Genomic DNA, 16,937 nt, shown 5'->3' with positions numbered 1-16,937 from the left:
GAAAAGGAGGAACAGGATAAATGACAGAATATATAAGTGCGTTAATGGTCTGCCTGCAGCCAATCAATCTGCTGCTGATTGTTGCCATGGTTTCCCTGGGAATCGTGTTCGGGGCCATTCCGGGACTTTCCGCGACCCTGGGCATTGCCCTTTTGCTTCCGGTTACCTTTGGCCTTCCCACTGAGACCTCCTTTGTGCTTTTGCTTGCCATCTGGATCGGAGGCGTGTCCGGCACATTCATTTCCGCTGTGCTCATTGGTATCCCGGGGTCGTCGTCCGCAATCGCCACCTGCTTTGACGGATTTCCCATGACCAAGAACGGGCAGGCCAGCAAAGCCCTGGGAATCGGTATGACGGCTTCCTTCATCGGAACGGTGGGTTCCGTGGCCCTGGCTACCGTGCTTTCCCCGGTGATTGCCGAGTTTGCCCTGCACCTTGGGCCGTGGGAGTATTTCTCCCTGTGTTTCTGCGCCATCACCCTGGTTGCTTCCTTATCCAAGGGAAATATCTTCAAGGGTATCATGGCGGCAGGAATCGGTCTTCTGATGGGCTGCATCGGCATGGATCCGATTAATGGTTCCAACCGCTTCACCTTTGGCAATGTGTACTTAAGTTCCGGCATCAGTACGGTTGCCCAGATGTTAGGAATGTTTGCAATGTGCCAGATCATCCGTGACTCCGCGAAGGGCGAGGCAAAGATGCCGGAAGCCGACATGGTGGACATGAAGGGTCTGGGAGTGGGCCTGAGGGATATCCTGCAGAATATCAAGACCATTGTATTTGCATTTGTATCCGGCCTGTGGATTGGCTTCCTTCCGGGTATGGGCTCCGGTATCTCCAACATGGTTGCCTATGGCTATGCAAAAAGCATCAGCAAGGACCCGGAGAGCTTCGGAAAAGGAAATCCGGCCGGTGTGTGGGCTTCTGAGACAGCGAACAACGCCTCCCTTGGCGGGGCGCTCATCCCCATGATGGCCCTGGGAATCCCCGGCGACGGCATTACAGCAATGCTGATTGCAGGACTGACCATCCACGGACTTCAGGCAGGCCCCCTGTTCATGACCGAACAGCCTGACCTGGCCATGCTGATCTTTGCCTGCGTCATGGTGTCTGCAATCGTGACTTACATCGTACAGATCATTGGGAAACGGTGGTTCCCTTACATACTGAAGGTTCCCTACCATTACCTGTACACGGTCATCCTGGTCATCTGCTACATCGGCGGATACGGGATTTCCAATACCATGTTTAACATTTACGTGATGCTTGCCCTGTGCCTGCTGGCAATCTTCATGAGCATGTCAGGACTTCCCACCTCCCCGCTGGTGCTGGCCTTCATCCTGTCCAGCAAGCTGGAGCGTTATTTCCGCCAGGGCATCAGCTATGCCCACGGCAGTTATAAGGAGTTTTTCACCCGCCCGATTTCCTGTGCCCTGCTGCTGGTTTCCGTATTCTGCGTTGTATGGCCGCTTCTGTCAGAGCACCTGAAGAAGAAAAAAGCAGGGGCCGCAGTACCTGCTGCCGGCAGGAGTGAAGCAAAGGATGACTGACCCTAATAACGGCCTGCCCGTGATTGGACAGTGTTATGGCACCCTTCCCTCCATGATAAGGAAGTTTGACAGGTATGCCCGCAAGGATTCCTTCCGGGGAAATACCAGGGAGGAGTTTGAGCAGTGGCGGTCCGGGATTCGGTCCCTTCTGCACGGGCTTTTGGGGCTTGATAAGATGGAGGACTGCGCCCTGTCCCCGGTTTTGGAGGATGTGCTCCTGCTACCCGGAGGAATCAGGCGGGAACACATAAGGATCCAGGTGGAACCGGATGTATGGATGCCCATGTTCGTGCTGGTGCCGCCGGGAGCCGGACCCTCCTCCCGTCCCTTCCTATGCCCGCCCGGGCATAATGGGGCCGGAAAATATTCAGTGGCCGGACTGGATGGTTATAAGCCAATCCGGGATAAAATCCGGCAGTATAACTATGACTACGGCTATCAGCTTGCCACACTTGGGTATGTGGCGGTCTGTCCGGACTGCCGCGGCTTCGGGGAACGGCGCGAGGACCTGGAGGACACCAGGGATGCGGCAGCCGCCATGAAGGGCGACTGTTACCGCCTGGCCCATATGGGGGAGCCGTTGGGAATCCCTGTGGCCGGAATGCTGGCCTGGGATCTGATGCGCGTTGTGGATTACCTTATGGAACGCGGGGAATGGGATACGGAGGCTGTCAGCTGCCTGGGATTTTCAGGCGGAGGGATGCAGACCCTCTGGCTGTCAGCCATGGATGAACGGGTCAGGCTGGCTGTGATCAGCGGCTACATGTATGGATACCGGGATGCGCTGCTGGCCCTGAACCGGAACTGTTCCTGCAACTATGTGCCCCATCTTTGGGAACACCTGGATATGGGGGACATTGCCAGCCTGATTGCCCCACGACCCCTTCTTATCCAGTCCTGCAGGGGTGACAGGCTGAACGGGCCGCGTGGGATTGCCAATGTCACGGAGCAGGTGGACATTATACGGAATGCATACAGGCTGATGGACGCACCCGGCCTGGTAATCCATGAAATATGCGAAGGACCCCACCAATGGCATGGGGAGGACCTGGCTGTCCACCTTAGACAGTTAACAGACAGCCATGAACAGATTAAAACCAATCAGGAGGTTTTCCATGGATAAATTACAGTTGAGGGAGACAATCCTGAAACAGATAGAAAGACCGGATATTCCTGACCGGGAGTTCCCGGCCTGTTTGTTCGGCGTGGTCCCAGACAGCGGGGCGGTCCAGACACAGGCCCTGCAGCAGGCCATAGATACAATCAGCAGGGAAGGCGGAGGCAGGCTCCTGCTTCCCGGCGGCACAATCCGCACCGGGGCGTTGGAACTGAAAAGCAGGGTGGAGCTTCACCTTCAGGACAGGGAATCCGTGCTGGCCTTTGTCAATGAGGAGCCGGAACTCCACTACCCGGTGGTTTTCTCCCACTGGGAGGCAACGCCCTGTTATAACTTCAGCCCATTGATTTATGCCTGCGATGCCCATGATATTGCTGTTACCGGGGATGGGACCCTGGATGGGGGCGCGGATTTCGGGCACTGGTGGAACTGGCACCATCAGGTGGAGGATGCATGGTCCGATGATAAGCCTGACCTTCAGCTGGAGGACCGCAAGGCCCTGCGCCGGATGAATGTGGACGGAGTGCCTGTTGAACAGAGGGTCTTTGGCCCCGGCCATTACCTGAGGCCCAATTTCATACAGACCATCCGCTGCAGCCGGGTGCTCCTTCAGGGATTTACCCTGAAAAACAGCCCCATGTGGCAGCTGAACCCGGTGATGTGCTGCAGCCTGACGGTGGACGGCGTCACATTGTACAGCCATGGGGCCAACAATGACGGGTGCGACCCGGAGAGCTGCAATGGCGTACATATCCGCAATTGCCGGTTCGATACCGGGGACGACTGCATCAGCCTGAAATCCGGCAGGGACAGGGACGGCCGCATGGCCGGTATACCCTGTGAGAATGTACTGATAGAAAATAACGAGTTTGCAGACGGACATGGCGGGATTGCCCTGGGCAGTGAGATGAGCGGCGGGATCCGCCGCGTGCTGGCTGTCAATAACCGCTTCAGCAGCCCTAACCTGACCTATGCGCTCCGCTTAAAGACCAATGCCCGCCGCGGAGGCAGGGTGGAGGACGTCATACTGGCGGACAGTGTGATGGACCATGTCCACGGGGCGGCGGTCCACGGCACCATGCTTTATGAAGATGGGAGAAACGGCAGCGACCTGCCGGAATTCCACAATATAACCATTGAAAACATCGTTGCCCACGGAGGGGATTACGGGATTTTCCTGGAGGCATTTGACGAAGTCCCGGTTACCGGACTGACCCTGAGGAATATCCGCATAGACGGGGTGGCCCGGCCCATGCGCAGCATGAACTGGAAGGAGCCGGTGGTTGACGATGTGGTAATCAACGGAAAAAGCTTCCCGCGCCCCGGCGGTGTCCGCATCCTTGGCATTCCCGTAAATGGGGAGACCGTAAGGGCCGAGGCAAGGACCTGCGGAGGGGATATGGACTTTATGTACGGGTGGCAGACGTCCACTGACGGCATTGCCTGGAATAAGGCTGGGGAAGGGGAACAGTTTCCGGTTCCTGAGACAGCGGCTTTCATACGTGTTACGGTCATGGACCATAAGGGAAATGCCGAAACCAGCCATGTATACCGGGTCCTTCCAAAGGGCATGTCCGGCAGTGGCTGGGATTACGGGTGGCAGCGGCTGTACTGCCGGGGAATGTGGGAGCGTCCGCAAGGCATACCGGAAGACGGGATCATGACCCGGGAACAGCTTGCAGGGATACTGCTGCCATTGGCAGACCCGGCGCTGCGCTGGGAAGGAGAGGACGGGGAAGCGTGCAGCGAGGCGCTGCGGATTGCGGTGGGAAATGGGTTCCTTGCGCCGGAGAAGCGGTCTTGGGAGGATGGGGATATGTCTCAGGGTCAGCCGGATGGCTGTGCATCCCAGCCTCAACCGGATAGCCATGCGTCCCGGCTTCAGCCGGGCGCCCATGTCACCCGCCAGGAGATGGCCACGGTAGCCATGCAGGCCTGCGGCGTGAATTACCGCAATGCCTCCAGCACCATGCCGGTCTGTGCCGATGCGGCATTGGTAAACAATAACTACGGCACCAATGTGGCCCGCGCTTTGTATTTTGGCTTCATGAGCCTGGACCCGGACGGATGTTTTGATCCCCGGCGTCCTGTTACCATTGGAGAGGCTGCCGGGATTTTAAACCGGGTTGCCGATTTTGCAGGTATCTGAGCGGAGGTTTGACGGTTCAGTGAATTTTATAGAGTGTGAAGGAGAATGAAGCAATATGTGGTTAGAGTATTTTTCACAGTACATGGAGACGGCATTTCCGCGTTTCCTCAGTGAACGGCCCTGGAATTATAAGAATGACCTCTGTGTAACAGGAGCAGCCTTCCTGGCGGATGCCACGGGCGATCCGCGCTGGAACCGTTACATCCTGGATGCCGGTAAGTGGCTGGTGGATGAGGACGGCAGGGTTGCCAACTGGGAAGAGGATGAAAATAATATTGATAAGGTCAGCTTTGGCAAGTCCCTGCGGATCCTCCGGGACCTGACCGGGGATGAGAGGTATGGACGCGGGGTTGGGAGGGCATATGCTTTTCTGGAACATTATCCCCGGACAGCCACCGGCAACTTCTGGCATAAGGACATTTACCCCAACCAGGTGTGGCTGGACGGCCTTTACATGGCCATGCCGTTTTACGCAAAATGCCTGGAAGAAAACGGTGAGGAACGGTGGGATGACATCATGGACCAGTTTCAAAGCACCCACCGCCTGCTGTGGGACGAAAAGACAAGGCTGTACCTGCACGGCTGTGACGTAAGCCGTAAGGCGGACTGGGCGGACCCGGTGACCGGACGTAGCCCCGGGGTATGGCTCCGGGCGGAGGGGTGGTTCCTTATGGCGCTGGCGGATGTATATGAGCTGGCAAAGGATCATACGCCGCGGGCAGGGGAGCTGGCATTACTTCTTAAAAATGGTCTGGATGGCCTTTTGCAGTATCAGGACAGGGAGTCCCATATGTTCCTCCAGGCCGTGGACCATGGGGAACTTCCAGGCAATTATCCCGAGACATCGGGAAGCGCCATGGCAGCCTATGCCCTGATGAAGGGCGCCCGCCTTGGGATGCTTGACGGCTCCTATTGGGATAAAGGAAATGAGGTCCTTGAAGGCATCCGCCGTACCTGGCTTAAAAAAGAGGAGGATAGCTGGCATCTCCACGGAATCTGCGCAAGTGCGGGCCTGGGAATCGGGCCGGACCCCCATAACCGCAAGGACCGCAACGGAACCCCGGAGTACTACATAAGTGAGGCACAGATGACCGACAACCAGCATGGCGCGGCTGCCTGCATGATGGCGGTAAGCGAACAGCTCAGAAGAAAGGGGAATCATCCATGCTCCAATTAGGACTGCGCCTTCATGACGCGGAAAATCTGCCCATGGAAGGACTTCTCCCCATTGTGAGGGAAAAAGGCTATACCTGTGTCCATCTGGCCCTTAGCAAGGCAATGAAGGAATACCCCTGCGGCCCTTCTGCCCTGACACCCGGCTATGCCCATTATCTGAAGCATCTGTTCGAACAGAACCGGATGGATGTGGCTGTCCTTGGCAATTACCTGAATCTGGCCCATCCGGACCAGGAGGTAATCCGCGCGTCCCTGGAAAAATACTACGCCCATATCCGCTTCGCATCCCTTTTGGGCTGCGGCATGGTGGGGACAGAAACAGGTGCCCCCAACCCTGAGTATAAATACTGTCCGGAATGCAGGACGGACGCGGCCCTGTCCACCTTCATAAAGAATATTAAGCCGGTGGTGCGGTGTGCGGAACAGTTCGGGGTAATCCTTGCGCTGGAGCCGGTGGCCCGGCACATCGTGTGGAATCCCAGGCGTGCGCGTACCGTGCTGGATGAGATCGGTTCCCCCAACCTTCAGATCCTGTTCGACCCGGTGAACATGCTGGACCTGGACAATGTGGACCGCAGGGAAGAGGTGTTTGCAGAGGCAATGGAGCTTCTGGGCAGGGATATTGCCATGGTGCATTTTAAGGATTATATCCGCGTGCCCGAAGGCCATGGGCTGAAGGCAGTGGGCGCGGGAACAGGTGAGATGGACTATACATCCATCATGAGGTTCATAAAACAGGAGAAGCCCTTCATTTACGCCACCCTGGAGAACACGGTCCCGGAAAATGCCGCCTGGTGCGGGTCCAGGATGAAAACGCTTTATGATGAAGCTTAAGCGCTGGTTCCGAAAAATGCTGTGAATAGCGGAAAAGTCCTGTTGCCCGGACACGGACCGGATTAGTATAATTAGGTCAGATAAGGAACGCGCGCCTTATAAATGGATGAACCGAACATACTAAAGGAGCAAGTGTCATGAAAAAGAAAATATGGGGAATTTCCCTGGCGGCAGCATTAGCCATAGGGCTTACGGCATGCGGCGGCAGCCAGGAAACAGCAGATACACAGCAGGCAGCGCCATCTACAACGGCTGCTGGGACAACGAAAGAAACAGAGAATGAAACAGAAGCACAGGCTGAGGAAACCGGGGATGAAGGCGGGGAAGGCGGCATGACCTGGGATATGGCAGAAGAGATACTGACCCATATCAGCGACCCAAGGTTCCCGGATTTAACCGTAAATGTACTGGATTACGGCGCTGTTGCGGATGATGATAAGCTGGACACACAAGCCATCCAGAAAGCCATTGACGAGGTATCTGAAAAGGGCGGCGGCAAGGTGGTCATACCAAAGGGCACCTATGACACCGGCGCCATCACGCTGAAGGACAATGTGAACCTGTGCCTGGAGGACAAGGAGACCAAGCTTCAGTTCACACAGGATATCAATCATGACAATTATCCCCTGGTCTATTCCCACTGGGAAGGGCAGCCCATGTATAACTACAGCGCGTTCATCTATGCCAAGGACGCGGTCAATATTGCCCTGACTGGACAGGGAACCCTGGACGGACAGGCTGGCGACGGCACTCCGTGGTGCTGGATGTCCAGGGATTATATGACGGATTACCAGGATGATGACCGTACGGCCCTGATTAATATGAACAATGACCGTGTGCCGGTAGAAGAGCGCATATTCGGCGAGGGGCATTTCTTAAGGCCCAACTTCATCCAGGTCATCGGATGCGAGAATGTACTGGTGGAAGGTGTCACCCTCCTGCGTTCCCCCATGTGGGAGGTCAACCCCGTGCTTTGTACCAATGTGACCGTAAGGGGAATCCATATCAGCACCAAGGCAGCCAACAATGACGGCATTGACCCGGAGAGCAGCAACTATGTGCTGATTGAGGACAACTACTTTGATACAGGGGATGACTGCATTGCCATCAAATCAGGCCGCAATGCAGACGGACGGGCCACCAACACGCCTTCCCAGAACATCATTATCCGCAACAATATATTTGCGGACGGCCATGGCGGCATTACCATCGGCAGCGAGGTCAGCGGAGGCGTCAACAATGTATTCGCGGACAACAACCAGTTCAACAGCCCTAACCTGAAATACGCGCTCAGGTTCAAGACCAACGCCGTGCGCGGGGGCATCATTGAGAATATCTACCTGAGGAATACCACCATCCAGTCTGTTTCCGATGCAGTGGTCCATGCAACCATGCTGTATGAGGAAGGCAGGCATGGGGATTATATGCCTCAGTTCAGGAACATAACCATTGAAAACCTGAAGAGCACGGGCGGGGACTTCGGTATTTTCGTGGAAGCCTTTGAGGATGTCCCTGTAACGGGTCTGGTCATGCGCAATGTGGAATTAAACGAAGTGGAGAATCCCCTGCGCGCAGTAAACTGGGAAAACCCTGTCCTTGAAAATGTGGTCATTAACGGCATGAAATATCCGGCTCCCTCAGACACAAGGATGGACGGCATCCCCTCAGCCGGGCGTGTGGTAAAGGCGGATTCAATCCTTCTGGGAGGAGACCCCGCAAGTCTTAATTATACCTGGCAGGTATCGGATAAAAAGGACGGAACATACGAAACAGCGGGCCAGGGCCAGGAGTGGACCCTGCCGGAAGGCCTGGAAGGCAAGTATTTAAAGGTAACTGCCTCGGATGAGAATGGAAACCAGAATACCAGCATTGCCTACACCATCCTTCCCACAGGTCCCGTGTGCGGTGTGGAGGAAGGAAATGCGCTCAGCGGCAGCGTCATGAGACTGGCGGCCAAGGGTCTTTTAGACCCGGCGGCAACCGTGGACCTGGGTCAGGAAGTGACCCGGTATGATGTTGCAAAGATGTTAGCCGGTATGTGGAACCTGACACAGCCAAAGGGCGATGTGGAGTTGAAAGACCTGACTGCCAAGGACGGGCAGTACGCCATAGCTGCCGCTGTCATTGAAAAAGGCATGATGGATCTGAAGGACGGGGCATTTGCACCGGAAGACCCGGTTACCAGGCAGGAACTGGCCGATATCGCCATCAAGAGCTGCGGCGCGCCCTATGATGAGACAACCTTCTGGGCAACCCCTACTTATGATGACACGGATGACATTGACGTGTATTACCATACCAATGTGGCGACCTGCGATGACTTTGGATTCATGAAGGCCGCTGAGGGCAATGAATTTGAACCTAAAAAGAATGCTGACTTTGCCATTGTCATTGATGTACTGGATAAAGTGGCGGTATACGCCAGAAGATAGCATATCCTGTTGAAAAGACCGCTGGAAATCCGTATCCGGATATTCCGGCGGCTTTTCCTGTATTGACGGGAGTCCGGAGAATGAATACAATAGAAATCAATTAACATGAGGAAAAGGAAACGTGTTTATGATGAGGAACAGGACAGGACTTCTGGCCGCCGCGGCCATCGCAATCCTGCTTACTGCCTGTGCATCTGGTGATATGGATGGAAGCGCGGGCGGTGGACAAGGCGTGGCTGTGGGGCAGGGAATGGATGCTGCCGGGGGCCAGGGAGTGGATGCGGCCGGGAGCCAGGGAGTGGATGCTGCCGGGAGCCAGGGAGTGGATGCTGCCGGGAGCCAGGGAATGGGTGCTGCCGGGAGCCAGGGAGTGGGTGCTGCCGGGGGCCAGGGAGTGGATGCTGCCGGGAGCCAGGGAATGGACAGTGCCGTGCCCCAGGGAATAGAAAACGCCGGGATACATAACGGGAAGAATACGGTGGGAGATGTGGACGGAAGTATTATGTCCTCTGGAAGCCCGGCTTCCAATGCCCAACGGACCTCTCCTAGCTGGAGTACGGCGGAATCCATATTGGAGCAGATCCACGACCCGGTATTCCCCAATCTGCGGGTGGATGTGACGGATTACGGCGCGGTTCCGGATGACGGTATCCTGGATACAAAGGCAATCCAGGCGGCAATTGACCATGTAAGCGCCCAGGGGGGAGGCATGGTGGTGATACCCAAGGGCAGCTTTGATACAGGAGCCATTGTGCTGAAGGAAAATGTCAACCTGCACCTGGAATCAGAGGACACGGTCCTGTGCTTTACCAGGGACATCATCCCGGAGAATTATCCTTTGGTGCTGGCGTATTACGAGGGAGCGCCCTGTTACAACTGGAGTCCCCTGATATACGCCTATGGGCAGGATAATATAGCCGTGACCGGCAAAGGCAGGCTGGACGGACAGGCGGACCAGGATACATGGTGGAGCTGGTATGGGGATACGTATATCGGACAGGATTACACCAGGCCCTCGTCCTCTGACGTGGGAATCCTGCGCCGCATGGTGGACGATGGCGTGGATGTCAGGAAGCGGGTCTTTGGCGAGGGCCATTTCCTGCGCCCTAATTTCATACAGGTCATTGGATGTGAAAACGTGCTGGTAGAAGGCATTTCCATTAAAAACCCGCCTATGTGGGGCGTGAATCCTGTGCTGTGCACCAATGTGACGGTGCGGGGGATTGAGGTGGATGGGAACTTCAACAATAATGACGGCTGCAACCCGGAAAACTGCAATTATGTATTGATTGAGGACTGCCGGTTCCAGGTGGGAGGCGACGGGGTGGCTGTTAAATCCGGCCGCAACCGGGACGGATGGGAGCTTAAGGAGACTGGCTGGTCTGCCCGGAACATGGTAATCCGGGGAAATGAATTTGCCGGGGGGACCAGCGGCATAGCGTTCGGCAGTGAGATGAGCGGGGATATCAGGGATATCTATGCGGATGACAACCGGTTCGGCACCCAGTCCCTGGACTATGCAATCCGTTTCAAATCCAACGCTGCCAGGGGCGGCGTGGTGGAACGCATCTACATCCGCGGTTCCAGGGCATCCAATATCCGGTATGTATCCATCCACGCCACCATGCTGTACGACGAGGGGTGGATGGGCAGTTATCTGCCGGAATACAGGGATATACGGATTGAGGATTTCACGGCCAATGGCGGTACATACGGGATTTTCATGGAGGCATTTGACCAGGTCCCAATCACCGGGCTGGAGCTGGTGGATGTGGATATCCGGGACGTGGACCACGAGGTCAGGGCCAGGAACTGGAAGGATCCCCTTTTGGAACAGGTACGTATCAATGGGCATACATACCCGCGCCCGGTGGATGTCAGGGCGGAGGGAACCTTCGTGGCGGGAGGGACGGTCCGCGCAGCTGGGGAACTGCTGGGAGCCGGTATGGGCGGCCTGTCCTATGAATGGTATCTTACAGACCAGCCATATGGGGCGCAGGCGGATGGCCATGGTGCAGACAGCACGGACACAGGCCAGGCGGGTATACGGGCCGCCTCCTGCGCAGGACGTGGCAGGAGTCTGGAAATCACGGATGACATGCAGGGAAAATACCTGGTGCTGACAGCCAGGGATCCTTACGGGAATCAAGGGCAGAGCATGGCATACCGGGTGCTGACAGGGGACGAGCAGGAGAGGTTTAAGGATGGGGCGGTAAGAGGCGCCCTGTCCAGGGGATATGTGGACGCCCGCTGGCTGAAGCCGGATAAACCAGTCACCATGAAGGAATGTGCCGGGATCCTGTCCGCTTTCTGGGGACCGGAGGCCGGGAAGATACAATCCGTTCTGGAGGAACAGGGCATACGGATGGACACGGATGATCCGGTGGCCAGGGATGAGATGGGGCGGATTGCCCTTCTGGCCTGCGGGATACCCTATGAAGAACTGATGATTGTGTATCCTGATTATGAGGATGCAGGGGATATCCGGCCTGGCCTGCGCTCCGGCGTGGGGGTCAGTTCCTATCTGGGATTTGTGGGCGCAAAGGAAGGGAAATACTACCGGCCAAGAGATAGGGCCACACAGCAGGAACTGATTGACTGTGTGATGGCAATCTCTGATTTTAACCGCAGATAAGGCCTGTATGGGGGAAAGGACTGGAAATGGGTGATAAAAAGGAAAAAGCAAAATCAATCAAGACAAGGGTCCTGGTATTCCTGGGGTTCATTGTGGCTGTTTTCCTGTTATCCAACCTGTATTCCATAAACAGCAGCCAGAGGTTTGAGGAGCAGCTGGACCGGCTGGTGGAGCGCTATTATACCATCAATGAGTTCATTTCGGTCTATGACAGCAATATGGAGCTGTGGCAGCGGTACCTCCGGGACAGGGAAGAAAACAGCTGGAGCATGTTTGTCTCCTCAGGCACCAGGCTTAAGGAACTGCTGGCGCAGATGGTCCGGGATGCAGACGATATGTCGGAGGAAGGCTTCCTGCGGGTACAGTCCATCCGGAACCTGTACCATCATTATGACAGCCTGGCCAGGGCGCCCCTGGAACCGAAGGATGAGATGAAACGGGAACTTCAGCTGTGGGAGATATCGGAGCTGATGAAGCGTTACACAGAAGAACTGCTTCAGGACAACCTTACGTTCGGCAACAGGATCCATGAGGATATCCGCCGTAACGTGGTGATGGGACAGCAGAATGCCTTCCTGCTCATGACGGCAGTGATGGTGGTATGCATCATTTTTGGGCGCTGCATCACAAAATGGCTTCTGGACCCCATCCTGGCATTGGCGGCCTTTGTGCGTCAGGTGGGGATGGAAAACTTTGACATTAAGGAACTGCCAGTCAGAAGGCGGGATGAGATCGGCCAGCTGAACCTGGCCGTGAACCAGATGAAGGACAGCATGAAGTCGGTCATCACCACCCTCCATGAGAAGCAGGAATTGACGGAACAGCTCTATGAACAGGAAATGGAGCTGGAAAAAGCCAGGTTTTCCGCCCTTCAGTCCCAGATTAACCCGCATTTCCTGTTCAACACATTAAATGTGATTAACGGTATGGCGGACATGGAAGGGGCCGGTACCACGGGAGAATTGATACGCAGCCTGTCCAGACTGTTCCGGTACAGTCTGGAGAACCATTCGGACCGGGTACCGCTGTTCCAGGAGCTTACCGTGATAAAGGATTACATTTACATTGAGAAGAAACGCTTTGGAGAGCGTCTTTCCTATGTCCTGAAAGCGGATGTGGACCTGGAATCCTATGAAATCCCATCCTTTACGCTGCAGCCCCTGGTGGAAAACAGTATCCGGCACGGTATCCTTGTAAGGCCCAAAGGCGGTGTGGTGGCCATCCGTATCATGGAGCGGGGGGAAGAACTGGTGATACAGGTCCTGGACAATGGGGCAGGCATGGAAAAAGCCCAGAGGGAAATGCTTCTCGCCGGAAAGGAAAGGCAGGACAACCGTGCGTCCGGAATCGGGACAGGCAATGTGTTCCGCCGCCTGAGACTTATGTTCCCCGGATGCCGTATCCGGATATCCGGCCGGAAAGGGCGGGGAACCTGTGTGGAAATCCGGATAAATGCAAAGGAGTGCAGGACACATGAGGATTCTGATAGCTGACGATGAGATGATATCAAGGGCAACCATCCAGAGGATGATACGGAATTACTGTCCCTGGGCCGGGCAGGTAAAAGAGGCGTCCGATGGCCGGGAAGCAGTGGAAAAGGCGATGGAACTGGACGCGGATGTGGTGCTCATGGATATAGAAATGCCTGAACTGGACGGTATGGAGGCCGCCCGGCGCCTCAGGCAGTGGAAGGAAGGATGCGTCATCATTTTCCTGACTGCATTTGCTACATTCCAGTATGCCAAACAGGCCATCTCCCTGGGAGCCACGGAATTCCTGGTGAAGCCGGTGGACCCTTGCGAACTGAAAAAGGTCCTGGAGCGTGTGAGGGAGCGTGTGGACGGGACAGCGGGAGGAATGGGACGGACGGCAGAGGACAGGAACCCGGCGTATGGAAACAGGGAATGTGCGGAAGGCGCAGGGGTACGTGCGGAATGCGCAGGGGCACATGTATCAGGCGCAGGGATACATATATCAGACAGCGGGTCACACACATTGGACGAAGCCATAAAATCCTTCGGCGCAAGGGCCGTAAAAATCAGCCAGGAAGGAAAGCAGTACATGGACCTTCACTATATGGATGATATCGGGGTGGATACCATGGCCCGTATGTTCCAGGTCTCAGCCAATTATTTCAATAAAATGTTCAAGCAGGCTTACAGCATTTCCAGCAAGGAGTATCTGATTAACATCAGGGTAGGCCATGCCATGGAATATCTGAAAAACCCGGCCCTGACCATACGCGAGGCCGGAATCATGGTGGGGTATGAGGACTCCAATTATTTTACCAGGATATTTAAAAAGAAGACTGGAATGACGCCCATAGAATACAGGAACAAGTGCTTTTTCCAGCCGGACGGCGTACAGGGGGAGCAGATACGATGAAGAAGAAATGGATAGGCATCTGCCTTGCTGCGGCCGGATGCATGGTCCTGCTAACGGCCTGCCGGGATGATGCGGGCCGCGGACCTAAGGACAGCGGGGAAGTGAAGACAGTAAGCTGGAACACGCCCATGGAAAAGGACGGGCGGATATTGCTGCGCCTGGCCAACAACCAGAAGCCGGACCATCCCGCGTCCGAGGCCTGCGACTATTTTGCCCAGCTGGTAAGGGAACGCACGGACAACCGGATACAGATTCAGGTGTACCACTCATCTGTCCTTGGAAATGAAGCCGAAACCGTCAAGGAAGTGGAATATGGCTCCATTGACATGGCCAGGGTATCCATTGCCCTTCTGACCAGTTACAACCAGGAGCTGCTTGCCCTTCAGATGCCTTATCTATACAAGGATGAAGCACATATGTGGCGCGTGCTTAACAGCGGGCTGGGAGATAAGTATCTGGAAAGCATGGAGGAAAAGGGGATTGAGGGGCTGTGCTGGTATGGGGCAGGAGCCAGGAATTTTTATACCTCCTCCAGGGAAATCAGGTCCCCTGCCGACCTAAAGGACATGAGGATCCGGGTCCAGGAGAGCAGCTTCATGATGGATGTCATCGGAACAATGGGTGCCATACCCGTGGACATGCCCTATGAGGATGTGAGGGAGGCCCTGAAGAACGGCGGAATCGACGGGGCTGAGAATAACTTTCCCAGCTATGCCAGCGCCGGACATTACCACGAAGCCCCCTATATGATTATGGATGAACATGTGAGGATACCGGAAATGGTAATCATGAACCGTCATGTACTGGAACAGCTAAGCCAAAAGGACCAGGATACCATCCGGCAGGCGGCGTATGAATCCTCCTTAAGGCAGAGGGAACTCTGGACGGAATATGAGCGCGAACAATGGAAGGTGCTGGAAAAGGCTGGGGTGCGCATCCTGTACCCTGAGGATAAAACAGGTTTCCGGGAAATGGTCCGGCCTGTTTACGACATGTACGGCCAGCCTTATGAGGATATCCTCAGTGAGATACGGCAGATGGGAGGACCTGAAGCCTAAAGGCGTGGGGATGGCGGGAATGAATTATCAAACATGCCCTCAGAACCGCTTTTTGGATATCCGGTTCCCTGGGGTATAAAATGAACGTCTTGTTTTGCAATCCCTGCCGTGATAGAATAGAAGGAAGCGCGCGCAGCGGCCTGCTGCGCCAGGCAAGGAGGTTGTATACAAATGATGGATAACCAGAAGACGGTTTTATTTGAGCAGACACCGGTACCAAAGGCGGTCATGCAGCTGGCAGTGCCGACCATCTTAAGCTCGCTGGTCATGGTAATCTATAACCTGGCTGATACTTATTTTGTGGGTATGATGAACGACCCGGTCCAGAACGCGGCTGTAACCCTGGCCGCGCCGGTACTGCTGGCATTCAATGCGGTCAATAACCTGTTCGGCGTGGGAAGCTCCAGCATGATGAGCAGGGCGCTGGGCAGGAAGGACTATGAGGCGGTCCGCCACAGTTCCGCATTCGGTTTTTACTGCTCCCTGTTCTGCGGAATCATATTTTCCCTTCTGTGCACCATGTTCCAGGGGCCCCTTCTGGGGCTTTTAGGTGCGGACTCCAACACGGTGGCGGCTACGGCGGGATATCTTAAGTGGACCGTGCTCTTTGGAGCGGCCCCTGCCATCCTGAACGTGGTAATGGCTTATATGGTCCGTTCTGAGGGCGCCTCCCTCCACGCCAGCGTGGGAACCATGAGCGGCTGTCTGTTAAATATCATCCTGGATCCCATCTTCATCCTTCCATGGGGACTTAATATGGGGGCGGCAGGAGCAGGACTGGCGACGTTCCTTTCCAACTGTGTTGCCTGCATTTACTTTTTTGTACTGCTGTATGTCAGGAGGAAGACCACCTTTGTCTGCATACTGCCCAGGAAGTTTTCCATGCAGAAGGCAATTGTGCTGGGCGTGTGCGGCGTGGGCGTCCCGGCTGCCATCCAGAACCTGCTGAACGTTACCGGTATGACAATCCTGAACAATTTTACATCTGCCTATGGCGCCCAGGCAGTGGCTGCCATGGGAATCACCCAGAAGATCAACATGGTTCCCCTTCAGATTGCCATTGGATTCTCCCAGGGAATCATGCCGCTTATCAGTTACAATTATGCCAGCGGGAACCATAAGCGCATGAGGGAGACCGTATCCTTTACCATCAAGACCCTGCTCCCTTTCCTGGTGGTGGTGTCCCTGGGCTATTACTTTGGAGCGGGCGTGATGACAAGGGCATTCATGAACAATGACGCCATCGTGGCCTATGGCACAAGGTTCCTGCGGGGCTTCTGCCTGGGACTTCCCTTCATGTGCATGGATTTCCTGGCAGTGGGCGTGTTCCAGGCCATCGGTATGGGCGGCGCGGCCCTGAGCTTTGCCATCCTGCGCAAGATCGTGCTGGAGATTCCCGCCCTTTATCTGTTAAACTGGCTGTTCCCACTGTACGGCCTTGCCTATGCCCAGTTCACGGCAGAGTTCGTGCTGGCAGCTGCGGCCGTTATCATGCTGGCCCATATTTTCGGGAAAATGCAGAAGGAAGACAGGAAAAAGCAGTCTGCTGGACAAACCGGGCAGAATTTGTTATAGTTAGAAAAGAATAGGGCCGGGAATAT

At 55.4% G+C, this 16,937-nt stretch carries 11 protein-coding genes; all 11 read left to right on the top strand.

Annotated elements, in window-relative coordinates:
- The first annotated feature begins 20 nt into the window (after nucleotides 1-20).
- The 11 genes from MCJ35_RS20710 (at nucleotide 21) to MCJ35_RS20660 (ending at nucleotide 16,911) form a co-directional block, all read left to right on the top strand.
- The gene (locus tag MCJ35_RS20710; RefSeq protein WP_025485525.1) at nucleotides 21-1,550 is read left to right on the top strand and encodes a tripartite tricarboxylate transporter permease; all 1,530 of its coding nucleotides are present in this window, start codon (nucleotides 21-23) and stop codon (nucleotides 1,548-1,550) included.
- The gene (locus MCJ35_RS20705) at nucleotides 1,543-2,673 is read left to right on the top strand and encodes a dienelactone hydrolase family protein (RefSeq protein WP_025485526.1); all 1,131 of its coding nucleotides are present in this window, start codon (nucleotides 1,543-1,545) and stop codon (nucleotides 2,671-2,673) included. Before MCJ35_RS20710 ends, MCJ35_RS20705 begins: the two co-directional genes overlap by 8 nt.
- Nucleotides 2,666-4,816 (top strand): glycoside hydrolase family 28 protein, encoded by a 2,151-nt coding sequence (locus MCJ35_RS20700; RefSeq protein ID WP_240299635.1) that lies wholly within the window; start codon nucleotides 2,666-2,668, stop codon nucleotides 4,814-4,816. The genes MCJ35_RS20705 and MCJ35_RS20700 overlap by 8 nt, the downstream gene beginning before the upstream one ends.
- A gap of 55 nt (nucleotides 4,817-4,871) precedes the next feature.
- A complete protein-coding gene (locus tag MCJ35_RS20695) occupies nucleotides 4,872-5,993 on the top strand; it encodes a glycoside hydrolase family 88/105 protein (RefSeq protein ID WP_025485528.1) in 1,122 nt (373 codons plus the stop codon).
- Entirely contained in the window at nucleotides 5,981-6,826 is an 846-nt protein-coding gene (locus MCJ35_RS20690; protein WP_034577524.1) for a sugar phosphate isomerase/epimerase family protein, read from the top strand. The genes MCJ35_RS20695 and MCJ35_RS20690 overlap by 13 nt, the downstream gene beginning before the upstream one ends.
- 137 nt (nucleotides 6,827-6,963) lie before the next feature.
- The gene (locus MCJ35_RS20685; RefSeq protein ID WP_081739189.1) at nucleotides 6,964-9,258 is read left to right on the top strand and encodes a glycoside hydrolase family 28 protein; all 2,295 of its coding nucleotides are present in this window, start codon (nucleotides 6,964-6,966) and stop codon (nucleotides 9,256-9,258) included.
- A gap of 127 nt (nucleotides 9,259-9,385) precedes the next feature.
- Nucleotides 9,386-11,893 carry a glycoside hydrolase family 28 protein gene (locus tag MCJ35_RS20680; RefSeq protein WP_025485532.1) on the top strand — a complete coding sequence of 836 codons (2,508 nt, stop codon included), beginning with the start codon at nucleotides 9,386-9,388 and terminating at the stop codon, nucleotides 11,891-11,893.
- 26 nt (nucleotides 11,894-11,919) lie between these two features.
- The gene (locus tag MCJ35_RS20675; RefSeq protein ID WP_025485533.1) at nucleotides 11,920-13,386 is read left to right on the top strand and encodes a sensor histidine kinase; all 1,467 of its coding nucleotides are present in this window, start codon (nucleotides 11,920-11,922) and stop codon (nucleotides 13,384-13,386) included.
- A complete protein-coding gene (locus MCJ35_RS20670) occupies nucleotides 13,367-14,278 on the top strand; it encodes a response regulator transcription factor (protein WP_025485535.1) in 912 nt (303 codons plus the stop codon). Before MCJ35_RS20675 ends, MCJ35_RS20670 begins: the two co-directional genes overlap by 20 nt.
- Nucleotides 14,275-15,336, top strand: a complete 1,062-nt coding sequence (locus MCJ35_RS20665; protein ID WP_025485536.1) for a TRAP transporter substrate-binding protein — start codon at nucleotides 14,275-14,277, stop codon at nucleotides 15,334-15,336. The genes MCJ35_RS20670 and MCJ35_RS20665 overlap by 4 nt, the downstream gene beginning before the upstream one ends.
- A 171-nt stretch (nucleotides 15,337-15,507) precedes the next feature.
- Nucleotides 15,508-16,911 carry an MATE family efflux transporter gene (locus MCJ35_RS20660; protein WP_025485537.1) on the top strand — a complete coding sequence of 468 codons (1,404 nt, stop codon included), beginning with the start codon at nucleotides 15,508-15,510 and terminating at the stop codon, nucleotides 16,909-16,911.
- The last annotated feature ends 26 nt before the right edge of the window (nucleotides 16,912-16,937 follow it).

Origin of the sequence: Enterocloster sp. OA13 (assembly GCF_022440595.1) — a bacterium.
Taxonomy (GTDB): Bacteria; Bacillota; Clostridia; order Lachnospirales; family Lachnospiraceae; genus Enterocloster; species Enterocloster hominis.
This window is presented reverse-complemented; position numbering and strand designations above follow the sequence as displayed.